At 56.7% G+C, this 13,804-nt stretch carries 13 protein-coding genes, 1 tRNA gene and 1 other RNA gene; 12 read left to right on the top strand and 3 right to left on the bottom strand.

The features are described 5' to 3' along the window. Positions 1-155: 155 nt before the first annotated feature. Positions 156-242: transfer RNA gene (locus AC6I1V_RS00780), tRNA-Leu, on the bottom strand. 432 nt (positions 243-674) lie between these two features. Here AC6I1V_RS00780 and AC6I1V_RS00775 point away from each other — a divergent pair. After that, positions 675-2,078: a M23 family metallopeptidase gene (locus AC6I1V_RS00775; RefSeq protein ID WP_497736743.1), complete on the top strand. Its 1,404-nt coding sequence runs from the start codon at positions 675-677 to the stop codon at positions 2,076-2,078. 452 nt (positions 2,079-2,530) lie between these two features. Here AC6I1V_RS00775 and AC6I1V_RS00770 read toward each other — a convergent pair whose 3' ends face one another. Beyond that, entirely contained in the window at positions 2,531-3,235 is a 705-nt protein-coding gene (locus AC6I1V_RS00770; RefSeq protein WP_486854957.1) for a nucleoside deaminase, read from the bottom strand. Positions 3,236-3,944: 709 nt separating this feature from the next. Here AC6I1V_RS00770 and AC6I1V_RS00765 point away from each other — a divergent pair. The 11 genes from AC6I1V_RS00765 (at position 3,945) to ssrA (ending at position 12,973) form a co-directional block, all read left to right on the top strand. Then, the gene (locus AC6I1V_RS00765) at positions 3,945-4,880 is read left to right on the top strand and encodes an ABC transporter substrate-binding protein (protein WP_486855062.1); all 936 of its coding nucleotides are present in this window, start codon (positions 3,945-3,947) and stop codon (positions 4,878-4,880) included. Next, positions 4,877-5,647 (top strand): ABC transporter ATP-binding protein, encoded by a 771-nt coding sequence (locus AC6I1V_RS00760; protein ID WP_486850716.1) that lies wholly within the window; start codon positions 4,877-4,879, stop codon positions 5,645-5,647. The genes AC6I1V_RS00765 and AC6I1V_RS00760 overlap by 4 nt, the downstream gene beginning before the upstream one ends. After that, entirely contained in the window at positions 5,635-6,135 is a 501-nt protein-coding gene (locus AC6I1V_RS00755) for an AbrB family transcriptional regulator (protein ID WP_308771038.1), read from the top strand. The genes AC6I1V_RS00760 and AC6I1V_RS00755 overlap by 13 nt, the downstream gene beginning before the upstream one ends. A 530-nt stretch (positions 6,136-6,665) precedes the next feature. After that, positions 6,666-7,424 (top strand): ABC transporter permease, encoded by a 759-nt coding sequence (locus AC6I1V_RS00750; protein ID WP_308771039.1) that lies wholly within the window; start codon positions 6,666-6,668, stop codon positions 7,422-7,424. Then, entirely contained in the window at positions 7,424-7,798 is a 375-nt protein-coding gene (gene crcB, locus AC6I1V_RS00745) for a fluoride efflux transporter CrcB (RefSeq protein ID WP_482333723.1), read from the top strand. Before AC6I1V_RS00750 ends, crcB (AC6I1V_RS00745) begins: the two co-directional genes overlap by 1 nt. 13 nt (positions 7,799-7,811) lie before the next feature. Beyond that, a complete protein-coding gene (crcB, locus tag AC6I1V_RS00740) occupies positions 7,812-8,219 on the top strand; it encodes a fluoride efflux transporter CrcB (protein WP_302552376.1) in 408 nt (135 codons plus the stop codon). Positions 8,220-8,299: 80 nt separating this feature from the next. Beyond that, a complete protein-coding gene (locus AC6I1V_RS00735; protein ID WP_302552377.1) occupies positions 8,300-8,581 on the top strand; it encodes a UBX domain-containing protein 8 in 282 nt (93 codons plus the stop codon). Positions 8,582-8,832: 251 nt separating this feature from the next. Beyond that, positions 8,833-9,852, top strand: a complete 1,020-nt coding sequence (locus AC6I1V_RS00730) for an AI-2E family transporter (RefSeq protein ID WP_302552378.1) — start codon at positions 8,833-8,835, stop codon at positions 9,850-9,852. A gap of 642 nt (positions 9,853-10,494) precedes the next feature. Next, the gene (locus AC6I1V_RS00725; RefSeq protein ID WP_486854711.1) at positions 10,495-10,908 is read left to right on the top strand and encodes a hypothetical protein; all 414 of its coding nucleotides are present in this window, start codon (positions 10,495-10,497) and stop codon (positions 10,906-10,908) included. Positions 10,909-10,947: 39 nt separating this feature from the next. Then, entirely contained in the window at positions 10,948-12,387 is a 1,440-nt protein-coding gene (locus AC6I1V_RS00720; RefSeq protein WP_486854712.1) for a DegQ family serine endoprotease, read from the top strand. A 232-nt stretch (positions 12,388-12,619) separates the two neighbouring features. Beyond that, positions 12,620-12,973, top strand: a transfer-messenger RNA (tmRNA) gene (gene ssrA, locus AC6I1V_RS00715). A gap of 5 nt (positions 12,974-12,978) precedes the next feature. Here the strand turns inward: ssrA and AC6I1V_RS00710 are convergent. Beyond that, positions 12,979-13,227, bottom strand: a complete 249-nt coding sequence (locus AC6I1V_RS00710; RefSeq protein WP_486854713.1) for a hypothetical protein — start codon at positions 13,225-13,227, stop codon at positions 12,979-12,981. Positions 13,228-13,804 lie beyond the last annotated feature (577 nt).

Raw genomic sequence — 13,804 nt, 5'->3', positions numbered from 1 at the left:
GAAATGGCGTCGTGGTATTGGTACCTGCGAATCTACCAACGATTTTTGTGGGTGTCCACGTGGGTACTTGGTTTTTACTGGACAAAAAGAGAAGGCCGAAACCACGTTTTTTCTTAGTGATTTCGGCCTTCTATGGACCATTTTGGACTTTTTGATGGTGCCGAAGGGGAGATTTGAACTCCCACGGGGGAACCCCCACTAGACCCTGAACCTAGCGTGTCTACCAATTCCACCACTTCGGCGCGAAGAGAGTTCTAGCGAAAAGCCTCCACTTTGGCAAGCTCTTTTTTTGATTTCTGAGAAAAATTTTTCTCCGAGAAGGAAAAACAACGCTAACAGGGTATTATACCAAGCTTTTCTGGAAAAGAACAGTGTAAACGAGAGCTGCCGTTCCCAGCCTCTTCTTGCAATGCTCATTCCCTACGCCACGTTTCCCTATAGCCCCAGACAGGTTTCAACGTGTTTCCGCTCTTGTGGAACAGATCCGGCAGGAACCTCTTTGTAAAAATATTTTTACCAAAAAAACGGTAGGTTGTTCCGCTTGAATAGGGTATGAGGCATATTTCGTGCCGTGCCGGGGAATGTCTCCCCCCGCCGCTTTCCATCCTTTGGGAACGGCTTCGTGCGGCGACCGGCGAACCCCAACACGTTTGCAATGATTCAGGTGTCTGCCCATGCGACGGATTTTATGGAGCATCATCTCCCTATGCCTTATCCTTCTCAGCCTCGCGCTGCTTCTCCGGTTCCGTGATGATGCCGAACCGCTTCCAGCTCCCCTCGAAAACGTGATTTCCCATGTGGAAGGCATGTTGTCCCTGTCTCCCGAACATGCCATAGATGGATTCGAGCAAGACGAGGGCACGGAAGCGCGCAACGAGGAAACCGGGGAGGAAAACACCGAACAACCTGAAGTCTATGAGGATAATCCGCGCTACACCATCGAACAGAACCCTGAACAGGGGGAAATCCTCCGCAGCGAGATCCAGAAAGGCGACACGGCGGGAAAAATCCTTGGTGACTGGATGGATGCAAACGAGCTTGCCGATCTGCTCGCGGCGGCCAAGCCGGTATATGCCCTGACCAAGGTTCGTTTCGGCCAGCCCTTCACTATTGTCCGTGATCCGCAAACCAAGGCGTTCCGGTGTTTCAAGTACGAAATCAATCAGGAAAGATACCTCGTCGTTGAGAAGAAGGACGACCGTTTTGCCGCCCGGCTTGAAGAGATCGATTACCAGACTTCACTGGCGGTCATCAAAGGTGGGATCAAAAGCACGCTCTCCGAAGCCGTGACCGAACAGGGCGAAAGTGTAGCCTTGGCTATTGCCCTTGCGAAGGTCTTCGCTTCCGAAATCAATTTCATCAGCGATCTGCGGGAAGGCGATACCTTCGAGGTTCTGGTGGAAAAGCGTTTCCGCCATGATGCGTTTGAGGGGTATGGGCGCGTGCTCGGTGCGAAATTCACCAATCAAAACAAACTGTATACGGCCTATCTGTTCCACAACGAGCGCGGCCGGGAAACATACTACAATGCGGAAGGCGACAACCTCCACCGGGAACTGCTCAAAGCCCCGCTCTCGTTCCTGCGCGTGACATCGCGTTACAGCATGGCGCGCCGGCATCCGGTCTTCGGCAACACCCGGCCCCATCAGGGCATTGACTACGGCGCCCCCACCGGAACCCCCATTATGGCCGTAGGCGACGGGGTCATTACCAAGATCGGGCGGGCCGGAGGCTACGGCAAACAGATCATTATCCGCCACGACAACGGGCTGGAGTCGCTCTACGGGCATATGTCCCGTTTTGCCAAAAACATGAAAAACGGCAAACGGGTACGGCAGGGGCAAACCATCGGCTATGTGGGGGCGACGGGAACGGCGACCGGCCCCCATCTCGATTTCCGTATCCGAAAGCAGGGGCAGTTCGTCAATCCTGACAAGCTGATCATCCCCCGCGATCAGGCGCTGGAAAAGCGGCGTATGGCGGACTATAAGCTGATCGTCCATGCCGTGGACGACTACCTGGCGGGTAAGGATACGGCCAGCTACGATCCCGATACATGGTTTAAGGATGAAGACTAGTCGGCCTCTCGCATAGTGGTGCCGTCTGACGGCGAAAGGGCTCCCCTTTGCAGGCTATTCGCGGTTTCCCCCGTGGGCGCTGAACGTATTCCCGTTTCCCCACTCAACCGCTCCAGTCCACAGAGGGCATCACCTTCCCGCTAGGGCCTGTTTACACAAACAAAAAAGTATTTTTTACACATGGTTATATCCACTTTCGCGCGATATTGAATGTTCCTTCCAACCCGTTTCAGTCATTGGAAAAACTCGGCATAGCGTGAACACTCCCTAGGCCGTGTCGTCGTTTAAGATATAATTATATGAAATTATTGAAATAATATATTTGCAACCTGAAAATAGTTAAATAATTTCAATATATTATATAATTAGCGACACGCCCTAACCGCCCGCAAAAAACGCCTTGCCGAAGGACCATCGGCAAGGCGTTTTTTGCGGATACTCCGCACAGGCTGCTATGAAAGCACCATCTTCTTTTCCCCAGCCTGATATACGGCGGAAAGTTCCGCATACAGGCTCTTGATACGCTCAAAACGGGCCGCCGCTTCCGGCGTATCGCACAGGCTCATGATGGGGCGGCTTGTGTAGTAGCTGGAATCCTCCGCCGGGCTGGTGCAGTGAAACAGTTCCCGGATCATCTTCTGATCATGGGGGATATTAAAGTCCTTGCTCGTGTTCTCGTAGCCGAACAGGTAAAACAGTTCGGGGAAGCCGCTCCACGCGATGGCCGACGCACACATGCAGCAAGGCTGATGCGTGGCGATGAAGATGCAGTCCTTGGGGTCGGGATGGCCCTGCAATTCCCAGAACTGTTTGATGGCGTACACTTCGCCGTGCCAGAGCGGGGAAAACGCCTCCATATTGGTTTCGGCAAGGACGAGGGACAGATCATCCTTGCGCAGCACCGCCGCGCCAAAGACCTTGCAGCCGATGGAGACGCGCTTGCGGGTCAACGGGGCTACGTCGTATTCAATGACGTCCATCAGACGGTCAAACAGCTTTTCCTGCATCGTGTTGCTCCTGTATCCCTGCGGATGGCGCGGGATCATGGTGTTGTCGTATTCCCGTCCTCCTAGCAGATCCGCGCCGCCGGGAAAAGGCCATTCGCCCATGCGCGCCCTGAACCGGGGCGCTCGTATCCGGGCTGTGAGGGCTGCCATTCATCTACGGCACCCTGAGCCGGGCCGTTTCAGCAGCTTCCCATGAAACCCTGCCCTATCCTCAGGCGGAACGCCACCCGCTCCGCGCCAAATGCCTCATCTTCAGCCCTGCCCTATCCGTATGCGGCTTATATGAGGAAGATACGAAAGGAGGCCACGATGGGGCCCTACCCTATCATATGCGAACCATATACGGGAAGAAAAGCTCGTCCTGCGGCGGGAAGCCCCCTGCCCTTATCCATATGCGGGCATGCTGCACACGTTTGGGCCACCCCTTTTTGCTTCCCCTTCGGCCTTTTTGATGCGGCGGCATCCCCCAAGCGGGAGACGTTCGCCTTTTCGAGGCTTTTCTAAAAACTTATTTTGAATTTCATATAGTTAAAACATATTGTCCATTGCAAAAGCGAATGCTCCGAAACGGGGCGCACTGGATATTTTCCGCAATCCGGTGTAAGAATCGGTTCCGGCGAATCTGCACAACCATCTTTTTTCCATGGCTGTGTCATATAGTATGTGGTTGTTTCATCTCCACAGCACGGTAAAATACAGCCTTTTTTCCAGTTTTCCCCTTGGTGGAATCTATGGTTAAGGTACTTTGTTGGTTATTCCTTTGGAACTTCAAGGAAAAAAGCACCAACCATTTTCTATGACACAGCCTTTTCCATTGAGAATACGCCGGAACTTCACTCTTAACCCAACGGAACTTCACATGATGCGCCGCCTGATAGTCATCCTTTCCCTGCTCGTCCTTGCCGCCTTCCAGCCCGCACACAGCGCCCCGCTCAAGCTCGGCGTCCTCCCCGCCGCCGACACCATCGTCCTGCACGCCGCTGCGGACGAGGGCCTCTTTGCCAAGCAAGGGCTGGAAGTGGAGCTTATCCCCTTCCAGAGCGCGCTGGAACTCGGCGCAGCCATGCGGGCGGGGGCGCTGGACGGGCATTTCGGGGACATCATCAACGTCCTTATGCAGAATGAAAGCGGCTCGCCGCAGGCCATCATAGCGACGACCTCACACTCCTCGCCGGACAACCGCTGTTTCGGGCTCGTCGTCTCCCCCAAATCCAAGGCGCAAACGCTGGCCGACCTCAAAGGGAAGGACATCGCGGTTTCCAGCGCCACCATCATTGATTTCCTGCTCGTGCAGCTCCTCAAGCAGGAGGGGGCCGCCCCCGACTTCCTGAACCGGCAGGATATCCGCCAGATCCCGGTACGCCTCCAGATGCTCCTGAGCGGCCAGATCGAATCCGCCCTGCTCCCTGAGCCGCTGGTGTCCCTTGTGGAAGCGAAAGGCGCGCGCACCATCCTGAACGACTGCAAGCTGAACACGCCTCTTGCGGTCATTGCCTTGAAACGCAACGTGCTCGACGCCCCCGGCGGCGCTCAGGCCGTGGCGAAATTCCGCGAGGCCCTCAGGGAGGCGGCGAAGCGCATCAACGAAAACCCCGATGCCTACCGCCCGATCATGGAGGCCAAGGGCCTGCTGCCCAAGGGCGCTTCCGCCAATTACACGATGGTGCGTTTCGACATGGCGCACACGCCGACCGGCCTGCCTTCGGAAGCGGACATCAAGGCGTTCTCGGATTGGATGAAGGCTAACCGCATCCTCAAAAAAGACCCCGCCTATGGGGATGTGGTCTTTCAGTGAGCCGCGCGTCCGATGCGGGCATCACCGTCCGTGATCTGAGCAAGGGCTACGGAGAAGGCCCTGTTCTGGACGGCCTTTCCTTTGATCTGCCCTCCGGGGAAACCCTTTCCGTCATCGGCCCATCGGGATGCGGCAAAAGCACCCTGCTCTATCTCCTCGCGGGGCTGGACAAGCCGGACCGGGGCACGGTAAGTACCGGGGAAGCCGGCAGGCGCGACAAAGGAAGGATTTCGTTCATCCTGCAGGATTATGGGCTCTTTCCGTGGAAGACGGCGCAGGAGAACCTTTCCCTGCCGCTGGAGCTTCAGGGAGCCGCACCGTCCACGCGCCGGAAAGCCGTCGCGGACATGCTGGACGAACTGGGGCTGGGCGGCTTGGGGATGCGCTATCCCGCTCAGCTCTCAGGGGGCCAGCGGCAGCGCGTCGCCATAGGCAGGGCCCTGATCACGAACCCGGACATCCTGCTTATGGATGAGCCTTTTTCTTCCCTCGACGCCCTGACCCGCGAACACCTCCAGACGACCGTGCTGTCGCTGTGGCAGCGCCGCCGTCCCACCTGCGTCCTCGTGACGCATAATGTTCCTGAAGCCGTGTTTCTTGGCAAGCACGTCATGGTGATGAACGGCCATCCCGCCCGCAGCGTCATGTGGCTGGAAAACCCCTGTTTCGGCGACGCGGATCCCCGCGGCGGGGAACGGTATTTCTCACTGACGAAAAAGGTGTACGCCGCCTTGTCGGAAACGAAGGATTTTTCATGTCCACGCTGATCATCCTCTTGCTGTGCGGCGCTGCGGGCGGCCTCATTTTTGAATGGTTCGGCCTTCCCGGTGGGGCCATGACCGGCGCCATCGTCGCCGTCATCCTTCTCAAGAGCTTTTCCTCGCTTCCTCAGGCGGCCTTTCCCCGGCCCTTCCAATTCTGCATCTATGCGGGCCTTGGCGTGCTGGTCGGCAACATGTACCGACCGGAAATGCTGCTGGCCGTCCGGGACACATGGCCCGTACTGGTGATCAGCACCCTGCTGGTGCTCATCGCGGGGATGCTCATCGCCATTTTCGTCGTCAAATTCGGCAACCTCGACGTCACCAGCGCCTATCTCGCCACCAGTCCCGGCGGCCTGAACGTGGTGGTCGGCCTCGCCGCCGATATGGGGCCCAACGCCCCCATCGTGCTCGCCTACCAGATGGTCCGGCTTTACGCCATCATCCTCACGGTTCCCCTTGCCGCCCGGATTCTGCACAAATTCCTGAGCTGAGGCGGAAAACGGAAGGGGCGTTTCTCAAAACGCCCCATTTGAAATGCCCGGAACGATTACCCCGCAAGGGCTCCGATGCAGGACGAGCACAGGGAATCGTTTCAGGCACATAGCCTAGGCCGTCGTTATTTTATGGCTCTGTTATATTTATGGTTGTTTCATCTCCACAGTGCGATGAAAATACAGCCTTTTTCTCCGGTTTTCCCCTTGGCGGGATCCACGGATAAGGCATTTTGCCGGTTATCCCTTTGGAACTTCAAGAAAAAGCATCAACCATTTTCTACAACACAGCCTATTTTATATAATCATTTGAAATTATTGAAAACAATCTTTTTGTGGCTTGAAAAATAATTAACTGATTTCAATAGATTATATCTAATCGACGACACGGACTAATATGTCCGGGGGCGTCCGCCTTCCAAGCGTTTGGGGAAGGGCCGCGGGGATAAGGATACGGGAACGTGCCCCCTCCCAGCGGAAGGCTCCGAAGCCTCTTGCAACAGTTATCTCTGGAGAGAGTAGGAAAAATCATGCGTGCCTTCTTCCGTTACCTGCTGGCGCTGGCGGCCTTGTTGGCGATCTGGCAGCTCGGATCGCTGGCGCTCGGCGAATTTCTGTTGCCGCGTCCGCTGGATGTGCTGGCCTATTTCGGGGAAGCGCTCACCACGGGCGCATTCTGGCAGCATGCCGGGGCCAGCGCATGGCGGGTGCTCTCCGCCATGAGCCTCGCATGGCTGGCGGCTTTCCCGCTGGGGCTCATTCTGGGCCATGTCCGGTCTGTGGACAATATGTTGTCCCCAATGGTCTTTTTGACCTACCCTCTGCCCAAGATCGTGCTGCTCCCCCTGTTCCTGACCCTGTTCGGGCTTGGGGATCTGCCCCGCGTCCTGCTCATTGCCCTGACCACGGGCTACCAGATCCTCGTCGTCACGCGGGCCAGCGCGCAGGGGCTCGACAAAAAATATCTCGATTCCTTCCGTTCCCTCGGCGGGACGCCGCTGCAGATGCTGCGGCATGTGCTCATCCCCGCCGCCTTGCCCGACGCCATGACCGCGCTCAAGGTCGCCAGCGGCACGGCGGTGGCGGTGCTGTTCATGGCGGAGTCCTTCGCCACGCGGCGCGGGCTTGGCTTTCTGATCATGGATGCGTGGGGGCGTGGGGATCAGCTTGAGATGTTTACGGGCATCCTCGCCATGAGCCTGCTGGGGGTGGCCCTCTACGAAGTGTGCAATCTGCTCGAAGCGCGCAGTTGCCGCTGGCGGAACTTCCATATGGCGGGGAAGCGTTGATGATGCCTGCGGAAATGCTCTGTGTGGCGGCTGGCGGGGCGCTTGGCGCGCTGTGCCGCCACCGCGTTTCGCTCTGGTGCGCCGATCGCTTCGGCAGGGCCTTCCCCTACGGGACATTGCTCGTCAACGTCTCCGGTTCGCTGCTGATGGGCCTGCTGGCCGGATGCTGGCAGCGCTGGGGGACGTCTTCCGCTGCCGCGCTGTTTGCGGGCGCGGGTTTTCTCGGCGCACTGACCACCTTCTCCACCTTCTCAATGGATACCTTCGCCGCCTTCCATGACGGGCATCCCGCCAAGGCGCTGCTCAACATGGCGCTGCATACGGCCTTGTGCCTCACCGCCACGGCTGCGGCCTATTTTCTCATTGTCGTGTAACAGGAATCACGCCATGATCCTTTCCAGAAATGCCATTGCCGTCATGTTCGGGGGCGGTGCGGGCGCGGTCTGCCGCACCATGCTGGGCTTCGCCATGATGGAAAAGCTGCCGTCAGGCTTTCCGCTGGGCGTATTGTGCGTCAATGTGCTCGGCGGGTTCCTGATGGGCCTGCTTCAGGGCTGGATGCGGCGCACGGGCAACACGTTCGCCTTGGGCTACTGCCTGCTCGGAACGGGCTTTTTGGGGGGCTTTACCACGTTTTCGACCTTCTCGCTTGATACCTTTCTGCTCTGGCGCTCCGGTGACGCGCTCGCGGCGGCGCTGAATATAGCCCTTAACATGATGCTGTGCCCCTGCGCGGTCTGGGGCGGGTTTGCCCTGTCCGCTCCCCGCCCGGAACGCCCCGCCGCGTCCTCTTGAGAAGGTTTCCTATACTCTTCCGGCCTTTTCTGTTAGAAATTCCCCGTGAATCCCGGAATCCTTCCCGGAAAGGAAACGATATGCGTACTCTGCTGATGTTGCCCCTGCTCCTTCTGCCCTTTACGGCGCAGGCCGCCTCCCTGCTTCCGGGCGGCGACTATCCCGCCCCCGACTGCCGTTCCCCACTGCGGCCCCTGCCCGGCGACGGCCCCATGGACTGGAGAATGTACCGCGCCGACATGGAAGCCTATCGCCAGTGCGTAGAGGCGTATCTCGCCACGGCCCGGCAGGACGCGGAACGTATCCGCAAGCGGATGGAAAAAGCCGTGCGCGAATACAATGAGGAGTCAGGGAACCTGTAGCACGGCAGCCCCGCCTCATGCGCATCTGACGTATGGCGGCCCCTCCTGCCTGTGGCGGGCAGCGCCGAAAGGCTTTTCTCCTTTTCTGGAGCGCCAGGCCCACCTTCCAATCTGTCCGTCACCTACTCCGAAGCCTTACGGGCGGTGCTGCGCCATCCCGCCGAGGCCGGAGAGCCGTTCCCGCGCGATGCTTTTCCGAACGGCCCCTTTATGCAGCAAACCGACCCGCCGTTGACGGCGAGGAGTTTTCCATGACACGAGTGCTTGCCTGTTTGGCCATCGGAGCTTGGGTTTTCCTGCTCTGGCCTTTTCCGATCACGACGTTTATGGCCATGTGCATGGCCTGCGTCACCTATCCGGCGTACCGCAAGCTGCACCGGAAAATGTCTCCCTCGTGGGCCATGACGACGTATACCGTGGGCCTCGCGGCCATCACGATCTTGCCGATCGCCACCGTGGTGTCGCTGGTGACGCCGCAAGCCGTCGCAGGGCTCAAAATTCTTGACGGCCTGCGCGATTCCGGCTGGATACACAGCCCGGAAGCGCAGGCATGGTTCGCCTCCGTGGATGCATGGCTCAAAAACCTGCCGGGGCTTGAGGGCGGGCTGGATCAGCTTGCCAGTACCGCGGCGGGGCTTGCCGGGACTGCGGCCCGAACCGTGCTCGCGGGCGGCGTGGGCATTGCGGGCGGCGCCTTCCAAGCCGTGCTGGTGCTGTTCCTCTTCGTCATGATCACGATGATGTGCGTGACCCGCGCGGATCTTATCCACGAGTTCGCCTGCCGCCTGACCCAGTGGCCTGCCGAAGTCATCAACCGCTTCGTTTCAACCATCCGTAAGGCCATCTTCGGCGTCTTGGTGGGGGTTGTGTTCGTCGCGCTCATCCAAGGGTTCCTCTGCGGTGTGGGCTTCGCCATTGCGGAAGTCCCCCAGCCTGCGTTCTGGGGCCTCATTGCCGCGTTCGTGGCTCCCATCCCCTTTGTCGGTACGGCTCTCGTCTGGCTTCCGGTGTGCATTTGGCTGTGGCTCACGGGCTCCACGGTAGCCTGTATCGGCCTTGCCCTCTGGTGTGCGCTGGTCGTAGCCGGGGTGGATAACCTGCTTCGTCCTTTCTTCCTCAAGACCGGGATCGACGCGTCGGTCGTTACGCTGATCCTGTCCATCCTCTGCGGCCTCGCCGCATTTGGGCCGGTAGGCGTCTTTGCGGGGCCTGTGCTCGTCGCCGTCGCCATTCAAGCGGGCAATGAAAGCACCCTCTCCCGCAGGCACTGATCATAATGGTTCCATAAACCCGAAAGGCGGGTATCCCCCGCCTTTTCTTTGGCCGAACGTACAGGTTTATCCAAAACATAAGGCTGTGTCATAGAAAATGGTTGGTGCTTTTTTCCTTGAAGTTCCAAAGGAATAACCAACAAAGTACCTTAACCATAGATTCCACCAAGGGGAAAACTGGAAAAAAGGCTGTATTTTACCGTGCTGTGGAGATGAAACAACCACATACTATGACACAGCCAAACATAAAAAATAAGGCTCTGTCATGGCATGCGGTTGCTTCATCTCCACAGTATGGTGAAAAGAGAGGCTTTTTCCCTCGCTTTCCCGCTGACGGATTCTATGGTTGGGGGATTTTATTGGTTATTCCCTTGGAATTTTTTTGGAAAATAAGGCATCAACCATTTCCTATGACACAGCCCAAATAAATTCTTACATTCTTGGCAATACGAAACCTTCCCTCTAGGCCGTGTCGTCATTTTACATATAATTATTTGAAGTTATTAAAATAATCTTTTTATAACTTTAGAACAATCAAATAACTTCAATATATTATATAATTGGCGACACAACCTAGATACCATCCTCCAGCATCAAAAAGCCCGCTCATTCTTTCATCCCCCGGCAACAAACGGGCTCCGCATGGACGGCTCAAACCGCAGCAAGGCATTCGCACACGTACATTTCGTGGAAACGATCCCCACACTGAGGGCCCAAGCGGTTCAGGGCGTTATCTGTTTTCCACAACTATATACAATGGTTTTACCATCAAGGCATACGTCCACCGCAGCGTCTCCCCATACATCCGGCCCTTCGGAAAAAACGATCTGGAAACAAGCCTCTTTTCAAGGCCGCTTTTCCCCGTATTTCAGCAAACGCAGCTTCCCCATCCAAAGGCGGTACAAATTTTTCATCTTCAATAAGTTCTTCATTTTGCACGGTTCGGCAACGAGTGAGGCCCAAACCGCTCCAATAAGCCCAAAAGTAAAGAACTTTGTACCAAATCAAGGTATTTACAACCTTTTGCCTGTGGCTATTATGGAAGAAGCAGTTTGACCGAGACTGTTCCCACATATGTTATAAAGGAGTTTTTACATGTCGCACAAATACAAGATGCTGCCACTCGCTGCCGTCATGCTCGTCATGTCACTGGTCTTTTCGGCACAGGCCGCACCCGTGGTTCCTGACTTCGTCCCGCTGGTCCAGTCCGCCGGTAAGGCCGTCGTCAATATCAGCACCGAAAAAAAAGTCATGCAGCGGGGGGGCATGCCTTCCGAAATGTTCCGCGGGCTTCCCCCGGAGTTCGAGCGCTTTTTTGAACAGTTTGAAGGCAGAGGCCGCAGCGCCAAGCCCCGTACGCAGCGCTCTCTCGGCACCGGCTTCCTCATTTCCTCCGACGGCTACATCGTGACCAACAACCATGTGGTCGCCGGCGCGGACACCGTCCTCGTCAACCTTCAGGGGAGCACCGGCAAGGAGCATTCCCTCAAGGCCCAGGTCATCGGAACCGATGAAGAAACCGACATCGCCCTCCTCAAGGTAAAGGCCGACGCGCCCCTGCCGTTCCTGAACTTCGGCAACTCCGACAAGATGGAAGTGGGCGAATGGGTTCTCGCCATCGGCAACCCCTTCGGCCTTGGCCATACCGTTACTGCGGGCATCCTGAGCGCCAAGGGCCGCAATATCCAGTCCGGGCCGTTTGACAACTTCCTCCAGACGGACGCCTCCATCAACCCCGGCAACAGCGGCGGCCCCCTGATCAACATGGAAGGCAAAGTCATCGGCATCAACACGGCTATCATCGCCAGCGGTCAGGGCATCGGCTTCGCCATCCCGAGCAGCATGGCCGAGCGCATCGTCAGCCAGCTCAAGCAGGACAAAAAGGTCAGCCGCGGCTGGATCGGCGTCACCATTCAGGACGTGGATGAAAACACCGCCAAGGCCCTCGGCCTGCCCGAAGCCACCGGCGCTCTCATCGGCTCCGTGATGCCCGACGAACCCGCCGCCAAGGGCGGCATGAAGGACGGCGACGTAGTCCTCGAAGTCAACGGCCAGAAGATCGACGATTCCAGCGCCCTGCTCCGCGCCATCGCTACGGAAACGCCCGGCTCCAAGGTCAAAATGGTTGTGTGGCGTGACGGCGAACGCAAGACCATCACCGTCCAGCTCGGCGAACGGAACCTCAAGGCATCTTCCGGCAAGTCCGGCACCATTGAGCGGGATGCCCCGTCCATCGGCCTGTCCGTCCGGCCCCTGACCAAGGAAGAAGCCCGTGCCGCCAACGTCAAGCCCGGCACCGGCCTCCTTATCGTGGACGTCGAACCCGGCAAGCTGGCCGCCGAAGCGGAACTCCGGGAAGGCGACATCATCCTGAGCGCCAACCTGAAGCCCATCAAGTCCGTGGAAGAATTCAGCAAGATCCTCCGTGAGGACGCCAAGAAACGCGGGGTCATCATGCTCCAGCTCCAGCGTCAGGGACAGACCTTCTTCCGCTCCTTGGCTTTGAGCGACACAGCCGACAGCGACAAGAAGTAAACAAACAGCACGCAACCGGATAACCAAGAGGGGGGTGAATCCCCCCTCTTTTGTTTCCAGTCTGAAAGCGAAGATAATGTATTCCACAGAAAAAAATCCGGCATCGCCAAAGAATAGGGCCATACGGTTCAGGAAGGCGCATCGGCCTTGCCTTTTCCTCAGGAATGACTATACTTCATCCTACGCGAATGGGGACTTCGTTGTACGGGGTTCCACGTCTGCCTATCCCTTTGGGGGCGCATTGGTTTCGACGGGGATGTTGAAGCCGAAGTGGCAGGCCGAGGCGCCGCTGGCCTCGTAAAAAGCGGCACAATAGTAATTGGCAACGATTACGAATACGCTTACGCTGCTTAATTAAGCGGCACACCGAACCGGCTCACGCCCGATAAGCCGGCAAGGTGTAAAACTATCGGGCTGGCGTGGCGTTGTGTTTGCCGGGCGACGCGCGAGACTTTACGGTAAACTGGCCGACGGACGCCCTGATTGGGGGCCAAGCCTGAAGCGAGATACGATACCCAACCTAAGCCTGTAGATGCTTCGCGTGAATCTTTCTCGGACGGGGGTTCGACTCCCCCCGCCTCCACCATCAGCTCATCCGGCAAAAGCCATTTGAATCCCGAAAGTCATGCTATTCAGCGGACTTTCGGGATTTCTCTTTCCTGCTTCATCCAGCCAGGGACGAAGCCCAAAAAAATTTTCAGTACCTTTTTTCAGAAAGGCTCTGTCATAGCATGTGGTTGTTTCATCTCCACAGCACGGTAAAAATACAGCCTTTTTATCCGAATCTAGGGCTAAGGTATTTTGCTGATCATTCCTTTGGAACGTTAAGAAAAAAGGCATCAACCATTTTCTAGGACACAGCCTTCAGAAAAAGGTGCTATATATTGGATGAAAGTATCCTCTTACGAGAGTTTGAAAATACAACAAAAACACACTCGTGGAGCTTATCATCAGAAACGCCAAGGGCGTGAAGGGAGAAGTGCAGGGTACTCACTATAGAACCGAGCTGAAAATGTGGATTTCCGTCAATCAGGCAGGCAACACGATGAAAAATAGGGTTTAGGCGATCGCGGTGGACGATATACACACCTATGGTAAACCGAAGACAACCATGCTCGCAGTAGAGAGGGCTGGTATGGGTTGGTAACGAAAGCCTCCTACGGATACCCTTCGACCCCATCAACAGCCGCTTGGGGACGGGACGGCCAGCGCGAAAGCCCCGGCAGCTTGGACTGACCGAGGCTTTCATCGTCTAAGGCAGAGGAGATTATGTATTGGGATTCAGCGAATACTCGGTGACCCAAAAGAAAAACTCTTCTTTTTCTGCCATGAAATATGGCGCGGAAATTTTAAAGGCTGTGTCATAGAAAATGGTTGATGCTTTTTTCCTTGAAGTTCCAAAGGAGTAACCAACAAA

This window comes from Bilophila sp. T19-St14 (assembly GCF_059728385.1).
Note: the sequence above shows the minus strand (reverse complement) of the source record. Positions and strands in the feature narration are given on the sequence as shown.